The following is a 15,203-nucleotide window of genomic DNA, read 5'->3' as shown; positions in this document are numbered from 1 at the left end:
GCAGAACAGCAGGCGCAGATTAACGCTTGCTGTACTGCGGAGCCTTACGGGCCTTCTTGAGACCGGCCTTCTTGCGCTCGACCGCACGGTCGTCGCGGGAGAGGAAGCCGGCCTTCTTCAGCGCCGGGCGGTTGTTGTCCACGTCCGCCTCGTTCAGCGCACGGGCGACACCGAGGCGCAGGGCACCGGCCTGGCCGGAGACGCCGCCACCCGAGATGCGGGCGATGACGTCGTAACGGCCGTCGAGCTCGAGGAGCTTGAAGGGCTCGTTGACTTCCTGCTGGTGCACCTTGTTGGGGAAGTAGTCCTCAAGGGTGCGACCGTTGATCTTCCACTTGCCGGTGCCCGGAACGATCCGGACGCGGGCGATGGCGTTCTTGCGACGGCCCAGGCCGGCGGCCGGCTGGGGGTCACCGAAGCGACCGGCAAGGGACTCGGAGGTGTAGTCGCCCTCGACGACGACCTCGGACTCGGTGGTGTACTCCTCGACGCCCTCGAACTCGTCGACGGGGGTCTCGGCGGTGGTCTCGGCCACGATGCTCCTCAGAATTTTCTACGTCTTAGGGGGTGGCCGGAACTACTGCGCGACCTGGGTGATCTCGAACGGCACCGGCTGCTGCGCAGCGTGCGGGTGCTGGTCGCCCGAGTAGACCTTCAGCTTCGAGAGCATCTGACGGCCCAGGGTGTTCTTGGGGAGCATGCCCTTGATGGCCTTCTCGACGGCCTTCTCCGGGTTGTCACGGAGCAGGTCGTCGTAACGCACGGAGCGGAGACCACCCGGGAAGCCGGAGTGGCGGTACGCCATCTTCTGCGACGCCTTGTTGCCGGACAGGTGGACCTTGTCGGCGTTGACGATGATGACGAAGTCGCCCATGTCCATGTGGGGGGCGTAGGTCGGCTTGTGCTTGCCCTTCAGGAGGGCAGCGGCCTGGGTCGCCAGACGGCCGAGGACAACGTCCTGGGCGTCGATGACGAGCCACTGGCGCGAGATGTCGCCGGGCTTGGGGCTGAACGTACGCACGCGTATGCCTTCGCTTCTTCAGTGGTGGGTCATCCCATAGGGCACGAGCCCCTCGGGAAGGGTCCTGACAGGGTCACCACGGACGATCACGACAGCCCTCGTTCACATCGGGGACGCACCCGAGTGAAAACCGCTGGTCATCGGTCCGGTGGACCGGCGTAAGGCCCTTTCACGTGAGAATGAGAAAGCCAATACGCATAACAAACCAGCAGGATACCCAAGCAGACCCGTACGGGTCAAAACGCGGTCCGCGATGCCGATTCAGCTGGCGTCGCGGCGCACTCCGGTTCGGTCCTGGGTGGGGACCCCGCAGTTGTTACGGGCTCCAGAATAACCCGGCCGGAGCGCAGTGCACGCCGCGCCAGCAGAACCGCGAGCCCGCAGAGCGTGGCGCAGTCCTTGAAGGCACGCCGCTTGTGGGCCAGCTCAGAGGGCCACGGGATCAGGGCCACCTGGGGTGTGAGGGCCAGCCAGAACAAGGGCGAGCGGGGCATCGAGCCCTCCCGCACCGCGGAGGCCAGCAGCAGCGGCAGCACCACCAGCAGGTAGTGGTCGAAGGAGGGGCGGGAGACCAGGAATGCGGCGAGCATCACCATGCAGGCCGTCTCCGCCAGCCGCAGCTCGCCCCCGTCGGCGGGCCCTCCGCCCTCGGCGGACGGCCGGCGCCACCGCACCCAGGCCGCCCAGAGCCCCGCCCCGGCCCCGGCGAACGCCGCGGCCACGGCCACCGGCTCCGGCACGCCCAGCCGCGGCAGGACCGCGATCGGCGAGGCGTCCCACGGCAGCGCGTAGGCGTCCTGCCCGCCCAACAGGAACGGCAGGGTCTTGGTGAAGAACAGCGTCGGGCTCGGCATCAGCAGCGCCCCCGCCAGCGAGACGCCCAGCGGCACCAGCACGGCCGCCGCCAGCCCCCGCCACTGCCGGGCGAAGAGGAACAGCACCCCGACCGGCACCAGCATCGGCTTGCAGGCGATCGCCAGCCCGACCACCAGCCCGGCCGCCCCCCACGCACGCCGCCGCGCCAGCAGCAGGGCCACCGGCAGGGCGGCCGCCGAGATGGCCGTCCAGTTGCCGATCAGCACGAGGTTCACGTACGGCTTGTAGGCCAGGGCGAAGACGGCGAAGCCGACGACCGCGAACCGCGAGCGCAGCGGCACCGAGAACAGCCGCAGCGCGGCCAGCCAGCCGATGCCCAGCAGCCCCGACATCCCGACGGGCAGCACCCACCGCAGCACCGCCTGCGGCAGCAGCGCCTCCGGCACCGCCATCAGCACGGCGCTGGGGAGGTAGAGGAACCGCTTGTCCTCGTACGGGGACCCGCCCTCCAGCAGCGTCTCGGCGGCCTTCACCACGAAGGCGTTGTCCGATCCCCAGTTCGCCCGCAGGCTCGTGGAGACGCAGATCCCGAGCACCACCGCGAGCGAGGCGAGCCGCCAGGGCAGGGAGGCGGGCCGCAGCAGCCAGTCGACCAGCCGGTTCCCCGATTCCCGGAAGCGGGTGTCCCACTTCATCAGCCAGACGCCGGGCCGCAACCCCACAGTGGTCTCCTTTTCAACGCCGCTGCGCCGGACTCCGTCCGCCGGACGGGGCCGGAACACGTGCCTCAGCGTTTCCGCTCGACGCGCCGCTCGTCCCAGACGGGCTCCTGAGTCTCTCGTACCACCCCGTCCGAACCGAAGACCAGGTAGCGGTCGAATGTCCGGGAGAACCAGCGGTCGTGCGTGACGCACAGCACGGTGCCGTCGTACGACTCCAGGCCGTCCTGCAGGGCCTCCGCGGACTCCAGGTCCAGGTTGTCCGTCGGCTCGTCCAGGAGCAGCGCCGTGGTGCCCGCCAGTTCCAGCAGGAGGATCTGGAAGCGCGCCTGCTGCCCGCCCGAGAGCTTCTCGAAGGGCTGCTCGGCCTGGCGCTCCAGCTCGTAGCGGCGCAGCGCCCCCATCGCCTGGCCCAGCGGCTTGGCCGCCTCCGACCACAGGATGTCGACGAGCGTGCGGCCGAAGAGCTCCGGATGCGCGTGCGTCTGCGCGAAGTGGCCGGGGACCACCCGCGCGCCCAGCTTCCAGTCGCCGGTGTGCTTGACGTCCTCGCCGGCCAGCAGCCGCAGGAAGTGCGACTTGCCGGAACCGTTCGAGCCGAGGACCGCGACCCGCTCCCCGTAGAAGACCTCCAGGGAGAAGGGCTTCATCAGCCCCGTCAGCTCCAGGTTCTCCACGGTCAGCGCCCGCACGCCGGTCCGGCCACCCTTGAGCCGCATCTTGATGTCCTGCTCCCGCGGCGGCTCCGGCGGCGGGCCGGCCTCCTCGAACTTCTGGAAGCGGGTCTGCATCGCCCGGTAGCGCGAGGCCATGTCGGGGCTGGAGGCGGCCTGGTTGCGCAGCCGCAGCACCAGCGCCTTCAGCCGGGCGTGCTCCTCGTCCCAGCGCCGCTTGAGCTCCTCGAAGCGTGCGAAGCGCTCCTTGCGGGCCTCGTGGTACGTCCCGAAGCCCGCGCCGTGCACCCAGACGTCGGAGCCCATCGGGCTCGCTTCCAGGCTGATGATCTTCTCTGCGGCCTGGGTGAGCAGTTCCCGGTCGTGGGAGACGAAGAGCACCGTCTTGCGGGTGGCCTTCAGCTGCTCCTCCAGCCACCGCTTGCCGGGGACGTCGAGGTAGTTGTCCGGCTCGTCGAGGAGCAGCACCTCGTCGGGGCCGCGCAGCAGCGCCTCCAGCACGAGCCGCTTCTGCTCACCGCCCGACAGCGTGCGCACCTCGCGGAACTGCGCGGAGTCGTACGGGATGGCCAGCGCGGCCATGGTGCAGACGTCCCACAGGGTCTCCGCCTCGTAGCCCTGCACGTCGGCCCAGTCGCTCAGCGCCTGCGCGTAGGCCATCTGCGCGGCCTCGTCGTCGACGGTGAGGATCAGCTGCTCGGCCCGGTCCACGGCCTTCGCGGCCTCCCGGATCCGGGGCTGGGCCACCGAGACCAGCAGGTCGCGGACGGTGGTCTCGTCCCGTACGGAGCCCACGAACTGCGACATCACCCCGAGCCCGCCGCTGATGGTGACCCCGCCGCCGTGCGGCTGGAGCTCCCCGGAGATCAGCTTGAGCAGAGTGGTCTTGCCGGCGCCGTTCGCCCCCACCAGGGCCACCACCGAGCCCTCCCCCACGCGGAAGGAGACGTCGGGGAGCAGGACCCGCCCGTCGGGAAGGTAGTACTCCAGATGGCTGGCTTCGAGATGTCCCATGCGAGGCATTCAACAGCCCCGCACGGGACACACCCAAACGGATTGGCTCCGTCGCCTATGCGGCCGTGCGGCGCCGGGAGATCACCCGGAGGCCGATACCGGCTCCGAGCGCCACCACGGCGAGGCCGGCGGCGCCCGCCACGACCGTGCCGGTGTTCGCGAGCCCGCCCCCGCTGCCGCCGGCCGCCGGGGTGGCGGTGGCAGTGGCGGTGGCCGTCGGGGCCGGGGTGGCGGTGGCCGTGCCCGTCGGGGTCGCGCTGGGCGTGGCGCTGCCGGTCGGGGTGGGCACGGTGAGCTTGACCGACGTCTTCAGGACGTCGTTCTCGGGCTTGGTGTCGCGGCCGGTCTTGTTGTGGATCTTCGCCGTGATGACGGCCCCGGCCGGAAGCGAGGAGTCGACCTTGAACTTGAAGGAGTACTTCGCCTCGTAGCCCTTGGGCAGCGGGGACGAGGTCAGGCCGCAGACGTAGCCGGTCGTCTCCGTGGGCTCGTTGGGTCCGTCACCCCCGTCGGCGGCCTTGCAGCCCTCCACGACGGTCACGCCCTTCGGGGTGACGACGTGCACGTATCCGGCCGGGAACACCTCCCACGGCGAGTAGATCGTCGCCGGGCCCTCGCTGCGGAAGACGAAGTCCGCCGCCACGGTGCCCCCGGCCGGCGCCGAGAGCTCGGTCGGACCGGTGATCGAGAAGTCCGCGGTGTTGTCCACGTACACGGTGTTCTCGAACTCGCCGATCTCGCCCCACCCGGGCTTCGCCGCGGCCATGACCAGCTCCGGGCCGTCGCCCTTCTGGTACTGGATGCCGCCCCTCAGCACGGCCCGGTTCGCCGGCGTGTCCTCGAACAGCTGCGCCTTGAGGAATTCGATGTAGGAGGCCGGCAGGGCCTTCACCGTCATCGGCTGCGAGATCTTGTACCAGCCTCCCGGCTCGAACGGCCCCTTGAACGTGCAGAGCGCCCGCACCTCGTACCCCGTGGTGCGGCTGCCGCCCCGGCCGTACTCGCAGTTCGAGAACCGATCCGAGATCTCCAGACCGCTCATGGAGCTCAGGAGCACGAGCACGTCCCCGCCCGGCGTACCGCCCGAGTTGGTCAGGCCGAGCGTGACGGGCTGCGTCTCACCGACCTTCATGTCCCACTTCGGCCCGGTCTTCACCATCCGCAGGAGCGGAGCCTTGCGGACCGACACGACGGACGAGGACCCTGCGATCGCCGTGCCGTCGGGGGTCGTCGCGGACACCTTGACCGTCCCCTGGGCGTCGGGGGCGCCACCCTTGACGCCCGCGAGGCTGACCGTCACCTTCCGGCTCTCACCGGCCTTCGGAAGGCCGCCGCTCAGCGGCGTGCAGCTGACGATCCGCCCCGTGGTCTTGCACCCGAAGCCCGGCCAGGCCGAGGCGTAGTCCGCGACCCCGGCCGTGCCGGTGAGGTCGAAGGTGACGGTGAACGGCGCGCCTGCCTTCGTGGCACCTGCGGCCGCCTTGATCGTGACGTCGAAGTCCGTGCGGTCGTACGGTCCCGGGTCCAGCATCACCTCGCCGTCGTTGACCGCGGTCGTGTACTCGGCATCCGCCGCGTGCACCGGGGCCGTCGCCCCCAGCAGCACCAGCGAACCGGCCGCGAGACCCGCGGCGAGCGATCGGAATCGCAGTTTCAAACCATTCCCCCATCAGACAGCGGGACGCGTGGTGGGCGCCCCTTTGTCCGACCGGCACGAAGATCGAAAGTTGCCTCGGGCTAAATAACGAAACGGCAACGGGCTTCGGCAGGAGCTCAGCAGCAGCCCTTGCCCGGCAGGGTCCGCATGTTGCGCGCCTCCTTGCTGCGCGCGGCCAGCAGCTCGTCCGCGGGGTAGCCGACCTCCTCCAGGGTCAGCCCGTGCGGCTTGACCACGTGCACGGAGGAATCCCGTACGGCCGCGGCCAGCACCTGCCCGGGCCACTCCACCGGGCGGTGCCCGTCGCCGACGTGGAGCAGGGCCCCCACCAGCGAGCGGACCATGTTGTGGCAGAACGCGTCCGCCCGGACGGTCGCGGTGACGATCCCGTCCTCGCCTCGCTCCCAGCTGAGCTGCTGGAGCGTGCGGATCGTCGTGGCGCCCTCGCGCTTCTTGCAGTACGCGGCGAAGTCGTGCTCGCCGAGCAGCGGGGCCGCCGCCCGGTTCATGGCGTCCACGTCGAGGGGCCACTGGTGCCACAGCACGTGCCCGCGGCGCAGCGGGTCGACCCCGCCCTGGTGGTCGCCCACGCGGTAGGCGTAGCGGCGCCAGATGGCCGAGAAGCGCGCGTTGAAGCCCTCGGGAGCCTCGGCGACCTTCCAGACCCGGATGTCGTGCGGCAGACGGCCGGCGAGGCGGCGCAGCAGCTTGTCGTGGTGCTCGGCCCACACCTCGTCGGCGATGTCGAACTGCGCGACCTGCCCGCGGGCGTGCACGCCCGCGTCCGTACGCCCGGCCACGGTCAGCTCGACCGGGTCCTTCAGGCGCATCACGGTCTGCAGGGCGCTCTCCAGCTCGCCCTGGACGGTGCGCAGCGTGCGCTGCTTCGCCCAGCCGGAGAAGTCCTTGCCGTCGTACGACAGGTCCAGCCGCACCCGGACGTGCCCGGGCTCCACCTCGTCACTCACGTGACCGATCCTCTCAGAAGCTCACATATGCAGAACGGGCCCGCCCCGGAAGGGGGCGGGCCCGTTCAGAGCCTTTTCAGCGTGATCCCGGGAGGGATCAGGCCTCCTTGGTCTCCTCGGCGGCGGGGGCCTCGGCAGCCTCCGCCTCCTTCACGGCGCGCTTGGTGGCGGCCTCGGCCTCACCGGTGGCCTGCTGGGCAACCGTCAGGGCCTCGACCAGCTCGATGACCGCCATCGGGGCGTTGTCGCCACGACGGTTGCCGATCTTGGTGATGCGCGTGTAACCACCGGGGCGGTTCTCGTAGCGCGGGGCGATCTCGGTGAACAGCGTGTGCACGATGCTCTTGTCCGTGATCGTCTGCAGCACCAGGCGACGGTTGTGGATGTCGCCCTTCTTCGCCTTGGTGACCAGACGCTCGGCGTAGGGACGCAGGCGGCGGGCCTTGGCCTCGGTGGTGGTGATGCGGCCGTGCTCGAAGAGCGCCTTCGCGAGGTTCGCGAGCAGGTGCTTCTCGTGCGCGGCGGAGCCGCCCAGGCGGGCACCCTTAGCGGGACGCGGCATTGTTACTCCTTCACATCTGCACCGGCCGTGTCAGGTACCGGTGTCAGTCCCCTCAAGCGGTCGCGAGAGGGTGGGTGCGGGGGGCGCGAGCCCCCCGCAAGCTTTCTCAGTACTGCTCGGTCTCGACGAAACCGGCGTCCGCGTCGTCGTCGGCGCCGAAGGCGTCGGCGGCGGCGGTCGGGTCGAATCCGGGCGGGCTGTCCTTGAGGGCCAGGCCCATGCCGGCCAGCTTCGCCTTGACCTCGTCGATCGACTTCGCACCGAAGTTGCGGATGTCGAGCAGGTCGGCCTCGGAGCGGGCGACGAGCTCACCCACGGAGTGGATGCCCTCGCGCTTGAGGCAGTTGTACGACCGAACGGTGAGCTCGAGCTCCTCGATCGGCAGCGCCAGGTCGGCGGCCAGGGCGGCGTCCGTCGGGGACGGGCCCATGTCGATGCCCTCGGCGTCGATGTTGAGCTCGCGGGCCAGACCGAACAGCTCGACCAGGGTCTTGCCGGCGGACGCCATGGCGTCGCGCGGGCGCATGGCCTGCTTGGTCTCGACGTCGACGATGAGCTTGTCGAAGTCGGTGCGCTGCTCGACTCGGGTCGCCTCGACCTTGTAGGTGACCTTGAGGACCGGGCTGTAGATGGAGTCGACCGGGATGCGGCCGATCTCCTGGCCCAGCTGCTTGTTCTGGACGGCGGAGACGTAGCCGCGACCGCGCTCGACGGTCAGCTCCATCTCCAGCTTGCCCTTGCCGTTGAGCGTGGCGAGGACCAGGTCCGGGTTGTGCACCTCGACACCGGCCGGGGGCGCGATGTCAGCGGCGGTGACCAGGCCGGGACCCTGCTTGCGCAGGTACATCACGACCGGCTCGTCGTGCTCCGAGGAGACGACCAGCTGCTTGATGTTCAGGATGATGTCGGTGACGTCTTCCTTCACACCCGGCACGGTGGTGAACTCGTGCAGGACGCCGTCCACGCGGATGCTGGTGACAGCGGCACCCGGGATCGAGGACAGGAGCGTACGGCGCAGGGAGTTGCCGAGGGTGTAGCCGAAGCCCGGCTCGAGCGGCTCGATCACGAACCGCGAGCGGTACTCGTCGACGACCTCTTCGGTCAGCGAAGGACGCTGAGCGATAAGCATGTCTGTGTTCCTTCATTCGTGGACGCCCACTATTTGACGCCCGACGGGATGCCGTACCGGAGTACGGCTACTGCAAGGGTACGGGCGGCACGGCCCCCGAAGGGGTCGTACCGCCCGGACACTCAAGAACGCACAGGTGCGTCCGCTGCGTCAGACGCGGCGGCGCTTCGGCGGGCGGCAGCCGTTGTGCGGGGTGGGGGTGACGTCCTGGATCGAGCCGACCTCGAGGCCGGTGGCCTGCAGGGAGCGGATCGCGGTCTCGCGGCCGGAGCCCGGACCCTTCACGAAGACGTCGACCTTGCGCATGCCGTGCTCCTGCGCGCGGCGGGCGGCCGACTCGGCGGCCATCTGCGCGGCGAAGGGGGTGGACTTGCGCGAGCCCTTGAAGCCGACGTGGCCGGCGGAGGCCCAGGAGATCACGTTGCCGGACGGGTCCGTGATCGAAACGATGGTGTTGTTGAACGTGCTCTTGATGTGGGCGTGCCCGTGAGCGACGTTCTTCTTTTCCTTGCGGCGCACCTTCTTGGCAGCGCCCTGACGACCCTTGGGGGGCATCTAAATCTCCTACGGGAGGTGGTCGGTCCTACAGCGCAAGACCGCTGAACAGGACTACTTCTTGCCCGGCTTCTTCTTACCGGCGATCGCGCGACGCGGGCCCTTGCGGGTACGCGCGTTGGTGCTGGTGCGCTGACCGTGCACCGGGAGGCCGCGACGGTGGCGGATGCCCTGGTAGCACTGGATCTCGATCTTGCGGCGGATGTCGCCCTGGATCTCGCGGCGGAGGTCACCCTCGGTACGGAGGTTGGCGTCCACGTACTCGCGGATCTTGACGAGGTCCTCTTCGGCCAGGTCACGAACGCGGGTGTTCGGGTTCACGCCGGTGGAGGCGAGGATCTCCTTGGACCGGGTGCGCCCGATACCGAAGACGTAGGTGAGTGCGATCTCCACGCGCTTTTCGCGCGGGATGTCAACACCGGAAACGCGTGCCATGCAATGGCTCCTGTGTGTTCGGGGGTCTTCCGCAGAACCGATCCCGACCGCCGACCATCCGAGTGGGTGGTGGTACGTCCGGGTCCCCGGCCCCCGCCGGAGGTGCCGCCGGCCCCGTGCAGGGCTGGGCGGGTTCTGCGTATGTACGTTTTTTCTTACGTCGCGCGAAGAACTGCGGAAGGCAGGTCGGTCGGCGTGCGTCAGCCCTGGCGCTGCTTGTGGCGCAGGTTGTCGCAGATGACCATGACCCGGCCGTGACGGCGGATCACCTTGCACTTGTCGCAGATCTTCTTGACGCTCGGCTTGACCTTCATGTTGGTGAGGTTCTCCGGGTCAGTGCCACCACCCGCACCGGGACGGATGCCCAGGCAGGAGTGAGAGCAAGATCTACTTGTATCGGTAGACGATCCGGCCACGCGTCAGGTCGTACGGAGACAGCTCCACAACGACCCGGTCATCAGGAAGGATGCGGATGTAGTGCATGCGCATCTTGCCGCTGATGTGCGCGAGGACCTTGTGACCGTTCTGGAGTTCCACCTTGAACATGGCGTTCGGGAGGGACTCGATCACGGTGCCCTCGATTTCGATGGCACCTTGCTTCTTGGCCACGCTTCGCCTTTCGAATCGGCTACCTTGATCGACTCCGTGCCTCGCCATGCAGGCATGGATGTGCACGAGAGCCGACGAGTCAGTCTACGTCAGGGCACCCAGAAAGACGAATCCGGAAAGTTTGCCCCAGAGTCTAGATCATTAACCGAGGGGGTCCGGAGCCGTGGTGACCCCGGCCCCCCTTCTCCACGCCGCTCTCGCGGGCCCGGCGCTGGCGCGCCTCACATGCTTCGAGCGGCTGCGCCGGACTCCGTCCGTCGGCCCGGCGCGCCGCCACTCAGCCCAGCGGGTCCGGCGCAGTCGTGATCCCGTACTCCGCCAGCTTCGCCTTGCCGCAGTCCGGGCTGGTCAGGACGATCGGGCCGTCCTCCGTCAGGGCGATGGAGTGCTCCCAGTGCGAGGACCAGGTGCCGTCCGTGGTGATGACCGTCCAGTCGTCGGAGAGCACCTCCGTCTGGGCGGTGCCCAGGGAGACCATCGGCTCGATCGCCAGGCAGACGCCCGGGACCAGCTTGATCCCCTTGCCCCGCTTGCGCGAGACGTAGTTCAGCAGGTGGGGGTCCATGTGCATCTCGGACCCGATGCCGTGGCCGCCGTAGTCCTCGATGATCCCGAACTTGCCGAGGCTGTGCTCACCGGTGGAGGGGCGGGGCTGGCGCTTGATGTACGACTCGATCGCCTTCGAGATGTCCACGAGGCGGTTGCCGAGCTTCATGGCGGCGATGCCGGCCCACATGGACTCCTCGGTCACCCGGGACAGCTCGACCAGCTCCGGAGCGTGACCGGTGCCCACGAAGGCCGTGTAGGCGGCGTCGCCGTGCCAGCCGTCCACGATCGCGCCGGCGTCGATCGAGATGATGTCGCCGTCCTTGAGGACGGTCTTGTCGTCGGGGATGCCGTGGACGACGACCTCGTTGACCGAGGTGCAGATCGTCGCGGGGAAACCGCCGTAACCGAGGAAGTTCGACTTCGCACCGGCGTCGGCGATGACCTTCCGGGCCACCATGTCCAGATCCCGTGTCGTGGCGCCCGGCACCGCCGCCTCACGGGTCGCCGCGTGGATCGCGGCGACGACCAGCCCCGCCTCGCGCATCTTCGCGATCTGCTCGGGGGTCTTGATCTGGACCATGAAAAACGCCTTCCAGCTTCGGTACGGGTCTTCTCAACAGTACGGCCGCGATGCCCTGGGGGACATCGCGGCCGTACCTGCACAACAGGGGTACTACTTCTTCAGAGCGTCCATGGCGCGCTGGGTGATCTCCTGCACCTCGCCGAGGGCGGAGATGGTGACCAGCAGGCCCTGCTCCTTGTAGTAGTCGATGATCGGCTCGGTCTGCGTGTGGTAGACCTCCAGCCGGTTGCGGACCGTCGACTCGGAGTCGTCGTCGCGCTGGTACAGCTCGCCGCCGCAGGTGTCGCAGACACCCGCGGTCTTCGGCGCCGCGTACGTGACGTGGAAGACGTGCGAGGAGTCGTTCCGGCAGATCCGGCGACCGGCGATGCGCTTGACGACCTCGTCCTCCTCGACCTCCAGGTCGAGGACGGCGTCCAGCTTCATGCCCTCGGCCTGCAGCATGACGTCGAGCGCCTCGGCCTGCGAGACGTTGCGCGGGAAGCCGTCGAGCAGGAAGCCGTTCTCGGCGTCCTTCTGCTCCATGCGGTCCTTGGCCATACCGATGGTGATCTCGTCGGGGACGAGGTCGCCGGCGTCCATGAACGCCTTGGCCCGGAGGCCCAGCTCGGTGTTCTGGCTGATGTTGGCCCGGAACAGGTCGCCCGTGGAGATGTGCGGGATCGACAGGTTCTTGGCAAGGAACGCGGCCTGCGTTCCCTTGCCGGCACCGGGCGGTCCGACGAGGACGATTCGCATCAGCGGAGGAACCCTTCGTAATTACGCTGCTGGAGCTGGCTCTCGATCTGCTTCACGGTTTCCAGACCCACACCCACGATGATCAGGATGCTCGTTCCCCCGAAGGGGAAGTTCTGGTTCGCTCCGAAGCCGGCCAACGCCATCGTCGGCACAAGAGCGATGAGACCCAGGTACAGCGACCCCGGCCAGGTGATCCGGTTGAGCACGTAGCTCAGGTACTCGGCAGTGGGTCGACCCGCACGGATACCCGGGATGAACCCACCATACTTCTTCATGTTGTCTGCAACTTCCTCGGGGTTGAAGGAAATCGCCACGTAGAAGAACGCGAAGAAGACAATCAGGAGGAAGTACGCCGCGATGTAGTACGGGTGGTCACCCTTGACGAAGTGCTTCTGGATCCAAGTGGCCCAGCCTGCCTGGGATCCGCTGAACTGGACGATCAGCGCCGGGATGTACAGCAGCGACGAGGCGAAGATGACGGGAATCACACCCGCCTGGTTCACCTTGAGCGGGATGTAGGTCGAGGTACCGCCGTAAGCGCGGCGACCGATCATGCGCTTCGCGTACTGGACCGGGATCCGGCGCTGGGCCTGCTCGACGAAGACCACCAGGGCCACCATCGCGAGGCCGACGAGGATCACGACACCGAACTCGACCCAGCCGTCGGCGATCTTGCCCTGGAGCTTGATCTGCCAGAGGGCGCCGATGAAGCCGGCGGCGATCGAGATGAACATGAGGATCGACATGCCGTTGCCGATGCCGCGGTCGGTGACGAGCTCACCGAGCCACATGACGACACAGGTACCGGCGGTCATGGTGACCACCATGACGATCGTGGTGAAGATGGACCGGTCCGGGACGATCTGGCTGGCGACCTGGCAGCCCTGGAACAGGGCGCCGGTGCGGGCGGTGGCGACGAGGCCGGTGCCCTGCAGGATCGCGAGTGCGACCGTCAGATAACGCGTGTACTGGGTGATCTTCGCCGTGCCGGACTGTCCCTCTTTTTTGAGGTTCTCCAGCTTCGGGATGACCACGGTCAGCAGCTGCAGGATGATGCTCGCCGTGATGTACGGCATGATGCCGAGCGCAAAGATCGTGATCTGCAGCAGCGCGCCGCCGCTGAACATGTTGACGAGACCGAACAGCCCATTGCTGCTGCCTGCCTGGTCAACACAGATCTGTACGTTCTTGTAGCTCACGCCGGGTACCGGGATGTGGGACCCGAGCCGGAACAGCACGATGATGCCGAGCGTGAAGAGCAGCTTCTTGCGCAGGTCGGGCGTCTTGAACGCCCGGGCGAACGCGGTGAGCACGGTGCCTCCTGCGACCCCCGCGCTACTGCGTCAGAGGTGACGGTCTGAGGGATCGACGAATACGACAAAGCAAAGGTGCACGCCACCTTACCGGCGAGTGTGCCCCCCGTGGAACGACCAACCGGGGATGCCCCATATGTGAGGCATCCCCGGTCGGGTTTCGAGCTATTTAGTCACTTGATCGTCTTAGACGAGCTCGGTGACAGTGCCGCCGGCAGCGGCAATCTTCTCCTTGGCGGAGGCGGAAACGGCGTCAACCGAAACCGTCAGCGCCACGGAGATCTCGCCCTGGCCCAGGACCTTGACGAGGCTGTTCTTGCGAACCGCGCCCTTGGCGACCAGGTCGGCCACCGTGACCTCTCCACCCTCGGGGTAGAGGGCACCGAGCTTGTCCAGGTTGACGACCTGGAACTCGGTGCGGAACGGGTTCTTGAAGCCCTTCAGCTTCGGCAGGCGCATGTGGAGGGGCATCTGCCCACCCTCGAAGCGCTGCGGAACCTGGTAGCGGGCCTTCGTACCCTTGGTACCACGACCAGCCGTCTTACCCTTCGACGCCTCACCGCGACCCACACGGGTCTTCGCGGTCTTGGCACCGGGGGCGGGACGGAGGTTGTGAGCCTTCAGCGGGCTGTTCTCAGCCATGATTAGTCAACCTCCTCAACCGTCACGAGGTGGCGGACGGTGTGCACCATTCCGCGGAACTCGGGGCGGTCCTCCTTGACGACCACGTCGTTCAGGCGCTTGAGCCCGAGCGAACGCAGGGTGTCGCGGTGGTTCTGCTTGCTGCCGATGTACGACTTCGTCTGCGTGATCTTGAGGCGGGCCATTACGCAGCACCCGCCCCGGCACGCGCACGAAGCAGAGCCGCGGGGGCGACGTCCTCGAGCGGCAGACCACGGCGAGCCGCGATCTCCTCGGGACGCTGCAGGCCCTTGAGGGCCTCCACGGTCGCGTGCACGATGTTGATCGCGTTGTCGGAGCCGAGCGACTTCGACAGGATGTCGTGAACGCCGGCGCACTCCAGAACGGCGCGCACCGGGCCACCGGCGATAACACCGGTACCGGGGGAAGCAGGCTTCAGCAGGACAACGCCGGCCGCCTTCTCGCCCTGGATCGGGTGCGGGATGGTGCCCTGGATGCGGGGAACCTTGAAGAAGTTCTTCTTGGCTTCCTCGACGCCCTTGGCGATGGCCGCGGGAACTTCCTTGGCCTTGCCGTAACCGACACCTACGGTGCCGTCACCGTCACCCACCACGACGAGCGCGGTGAAGCTGAAGCGACGACCACCCTTGACAACCTTGGCGACACGGTTGATCGCGACAACGCGCTCAACGTAAGCGGTCTTCTCGACGGCAGCACCGCCGTCGCGACCCTTCCGGTCCCGCCGCTCGCCGCCACCGGCACCGCTTCCGCGGCGCTGGGGTCCAGCCATTGGATTACCTCTCTCTGTTACGTCCGTGAGTCCCGGAACCGGGGCTTAGAACTTCAGCCCGGCTTCGCGGGCGGCGTCAGCCAGAGCGGCAATGCGCCCGGCGTATCGGTTGCCACCGCGGTCGAACACGACGGTCTCGACACCCGCAGCCTTGGCACGCTCGGCGACGAGCGCGCCGACAGCCTGGGCCTGGGCGCTCTTGTCGCCTTCGCCACCGCGGATCGAAGCGTCCAGGGTCGACGCGGACGCCAGGGTGTGGCCCTGGAGGTCGTCGATGACCTGAGCAACGATGTTGCGGTTCGAACGCGTCACGACGAGGCGCGGACGCTCCGCCGTACCCGAGACGTTCTTGCGGATGCGGATGTGGCGGCGAGCCTTGGCAGCGCGCTTGTACGCGTCGCCCTTGGCGATCTTCACACCGTATGCCAT

19 protein-coding genes are annotated in these 15,203 nt (G+C 68.1%); all 19 read right to left on the bottom strand.

Translation table 11 applies throughout. The features are described 5' to 3' along the window. Positions 1-19 precede the first annotated feature (19 nt). The 19 genes from rpsI to rplR all read right to left on the bottom strand — a co-directional run bounded on the left by rpsI (position 20) and on the right by rplR (position 15,203). Entirely contained in the window at positions 20-535 is a 516-nt protein-coding gene (rpsI, locus tag ACIGFK_RS40355) for a 30S ribosomal protein S9 (protein ID WP_030773858.1), read from the bottom strand. 42 nt (positions 536-577) lie between these two features. Continuing rightward, positions 578-1,021 carry a 50S ribosomal protein L13 gene (gene rplM, locus ACIGFK_RS40350; protein WP_376660833.1) on the bottom strand — a complete coding sequence of 148 codons (444 nt, stop codon included), beginning with the start codon at positions 1,019-1,021 and terminating at the stop codon, positions 578-580. Between the two features lie 236 nt (positions 1,022-1,257). Next, positions 1,258-2,559 carry a glycosyltransferase family 87 protein gene (locus tag ACIGFK_RS40345; RefSeq protein WP_376660834.1) on the bottom strand — a complete coding sequence of 434 codons (1,302 nt, stop codon included), beginning with the start codon at positions 2,557-2,559 and terminating at the stop codon, positions 1,258-1,260. 65 nt (positions 2,560-2,624) lie between these two features. Next, positions 2,625-4,244 (bottom strand): ABC-F family ATP-binding cassette domain-containing protein, encoded by a 1,620-nt coding sequence (locus ACIGFK_RS40340; RefSeq protein ID WP_376660835.1) that lies wholly within the window; start codon positions 4,242-4,244, stop codon positions 2,625-2,627. A gap of 55 nt (positions 4,245-4,299) precedes the next feature. Beyond that, positions 4,300-5,901, bottom strand: coding sequence for a hypothetical protein (locus tag ACIGFK_RS40335; protein ID WP_400055856.1), 1,602 nt, complete (start codon positions 5,899-5,901; stop codon positions 4,300-4,302). A 116-nt stretch (positions 5,902-6,017) separates the two neighbouring features. After that, the gene (truA, locus tag ACIGFK_RS40330; RefSeq protein WP_376660837.1) at positions 6,018-6,869 is read right to left on the bottom strand and encodes a tRNA pseudouridine(38-40) synthase TruA; all 852 of its coding nucleotides are present in this window, start codon (positions 6,867-6,869) and stop codon (positions 6,018-6,020) included. Positions 6,870-6,966: 97 nt separating this feature from the next. Beyond that, positions 6,967-7,431, bottom strand: a complete 465-nt coding sequence (gene rplQ, locus ACIGFK_RS40325; RefSeq protein ID WP_215023458.1) for a 50S ribosomal protein L17 — start codon at positions 7,429-7,431, stop codon at positions 6,967-6,969. Between the two features lie 106 nt (positions 7,432-7,537). After that, positions 7,538-8,560 (bottom strand): DNA-directed RNA polymerase subunit alpha, encoded by a 1,023-nt coding sequence (locus ACIGFK_RS40320; protein ID WP_007265920.1) that lies wholly within the window; start codon positions 8,558-8,560, stop codon positions 7,538-7,540. A gap of 150 nt (positions 8,561-8,710) precedes the next feature. Further along, positions 8,711-9,115 (bottom strand): 30S ribosomal protein S11, encoded by a 405-nt coding sequence (gene rpsK / locus ACIGFK_RS40315; protein ID WP_003956432.1) that lies wholly within the window; start codon positions 9,113-9,115, stop codon positions 8,711-8,713. 54 nt (positions 9,116-9,169) lie between these two features. After that, on the bottom strand, positions 9,170-9,550 hold the full coding sequence (gene rpsM, locus ACIGFK_RS40310) for a 30S ribosomal protein S13 (RefSeq protein ID WP_007265919.1): 381 nt from the start codon (positions 9,548-9,550) through the stop codon (positions 9,170-9,172). A 200-nt stretch (positions 9,551-9,750) separates the two neighbouring features. After that, complete coding sequence (rpmJ, locus tag ACIGFK_RS40305) at positions 9,751-9,864, bottom strand: 50S ribosomal protein L36 (protein ID WP_003956441.1); 114 nt, start codon at positions 9,862-9,864, stop codon at positions 9,751-9,753. A 73-nt stretch (positions 9,865-9,937) separates the two neighbouring features. Further along, complete coding sequence (infA, locus tag ACIGFK_RS40300; protein WP_003956442.1) at positions 9,938-10,159, bottom strand: translation initiation factor IF-1; 222 nt, start codon at positions 10,157-10,159, stop codon at positions 9,938-9,940. Positions 10,160-10,436: 277 nt separating this feature from the next. Beyond that, positions 10,437-11,288 (bottom strand): type I methionyl aminopeptidase, encoded by an 852-nt coding sequence (gene map / locus ACIGFK_RS40295; RefSeq protein ID WP_386471845.1) that lies wholly within the window; start codon positions 11,286-11,288, stop codon positions 10,437-10,439. Between the two features lie 93 nt (positions 11,289-11,381). Then, positions 11,382-12,029 (bottom strand): adenylate kinase, encoded by a 648-nt coding sequence (locus tag ACIGFK_RS40290; RefSeq protein WP_376660047.1) that lies wholly within the window; start codon positions 12,027-12,029, stop codon positions 11,382-11,384. Beyond that, positions 12,029-13,342 (bottom strand): preprotein translocase subunit SecY, encoded by a 1,314-nt coding sequence (gene secY, locus ACIGFK_RS40285; RefSeq protein ID WP_376660048.1) that lies wholly within the window; start codon positions 13,340-13,342, stop codon positions 12,029-12,031. The genes ACIGFK_RS40290 and secY overlap by 1 nt, the downstream gene beginning before the upstream one ends. A 186-nt stretch (positions 13,343-13,528) precedes the next feature. Beyond that, positions 13,529-13,984 carry a 50S ribosomal protein L15 gene (gene rplO, locus ACIGFK_RS40280; RefSeq protein WP_344163495.1) on the bottom strand — a complete coding sequence of 152 codons (456 nt, stop codon included), beginning with the start codon at positions 13,982-13,984 and terminating at the stop codon, positions 13,529-13,531. Positions 13,985-13,986: 2 nt separating this feature from the next. After that, entirely contained in the window at positions 13,987-14,169 is a 183-nt protein-coding gene (rpmD, locus tag ACIGFK_RS40275; RefSeq protein ID WP_005313525.1) for a 50S ribosomal protein L30, read from the bottom strand. Beyond that, on the bottom strand, positions 14,169-14,774 hold the full coding sequence (gene rpsE / locus ACIGFK_RS40270; protein WP_376660049.1) for a 30S ribosomal protein S5: 606 nt from the start codon (positions 14,772-14,774) through the stop codon (positions 14,169-14,171). Before rpsE ends, rpmD begins: the two co-directional genes overlap by 1 nt. Before the next feature lie 45 nt (positions 14,775-14,819). Next, positions 14,820-15,203 (bottom strand): 50S ribosomal protein L18, encoded by a 384-nt coding sequence (gene rplR, locus ACIGFK_RS40265; RefSeq protein WP_030026334.1) that lies wholly within the window; start codon positions 15,201-15,203, stop codon positions 14,820-14,822.

Source organism: Streptomyces sp. NPDC085524, from assembly GCF_044541755.1.
Classification (GTDB): Bacteria; Actinomycetota; Actinomycetes; order Streptomycetales; family Streptomycetaceae; genus Streptomyces.
The sequence above is the reverse complement of the archived record's forward strand: the minus strand, read 5'-3'. Positions and strand labels throughout refer to the sequence as shown.

Excerpts from the sequence above, each read along its gene's own strand:
- ACIGFK_RS40340 (WP_376660835.1), bottom strand. The coding sequence starts at position 4,244 with ATGGGACATCTCGAAGCCAGCCATCTGGAGTACTACCTTCCCGACGGG.
- rplQ (WP_215023458.1), bottom strand. The coding sequence starts at position 7,431 with ATGCCGCGTCCCGCTAAGGGTGCCCGCCTGGGCGGCTCCGCCGCGCAC.
- ACIGFK_RS40320 (WP_007265920.1), bottom strand. The coding sequence starts at position 8,560 with ATGCTTATCGCTCAGCGTCCTTCGCTGACCGAAGAGGTCGTCGACGAG.
- rpsK (WP_003956432.1), bottom strand. The coding sequence starts at position 9,115 with ATGCCCCCCAAGGGTCGTCAGGGCGCTGCCAAGAAGGTGCGCCGCAAG.
- rpsM (WP_007265919.1), bottom strand. The coding sequence starts at position 9,550 with ATGGCACGCGTTTCCGGTGTTGACATCCCGCGCGAAAAGCGCGTGGAG.
- rpmJ (WP_003956441.1), bottom strand. The coding sequence starts at position 9,864 with ATGAAGGTCAAGCCGAGCGTCAAGAAGATCTGCGACAAGTGCAAGGTG.
- map (WP_386471845.1), bottom strand. The coding sequence starts at position 11,288 with ATGGTCCAGATCAAGACCCCCGAGCAGATCGCGAAGATGCGCGAGGCG.
- ACIGFK_RS40290 (WP_376660047.1), bottom strand. The coding sequence starts at position 12,029 with ATGCGAATCGTCCTCGTCGGACCGCCCGGTGCCGGCAAGGGAACGCAG.
- rplO (WP_344163495.1), bottom strand. The coding sequence starts at position 13,984 with ATGGCTGAGAACAGCCCGCTGAAGGCTCACAACCTCCGTCCCGCCCCC.
- rpmD (WP_005313525.1), bottom strand. The coding sequence starts at position 14,169 with ATGGCCCGCCTCAAGATCACGCAGACGAAGTCGTACATCGGCAGCAAG.
- rpsE (WP_376660049.1), bottom strand. The coding sequence starts at position 14,774 with ATGGCTGGACCCCAGCGCCGCGGAAGCGGTGCCGGTGGCGGCGAGCGG.
- rplR (WP_030026334.1), bottom strand. The coding sequence starts at position 15,203 with ATGGCATACGGTGTGAAGATCGCCAAGGGCGACGCGTACAAGCGCGCT.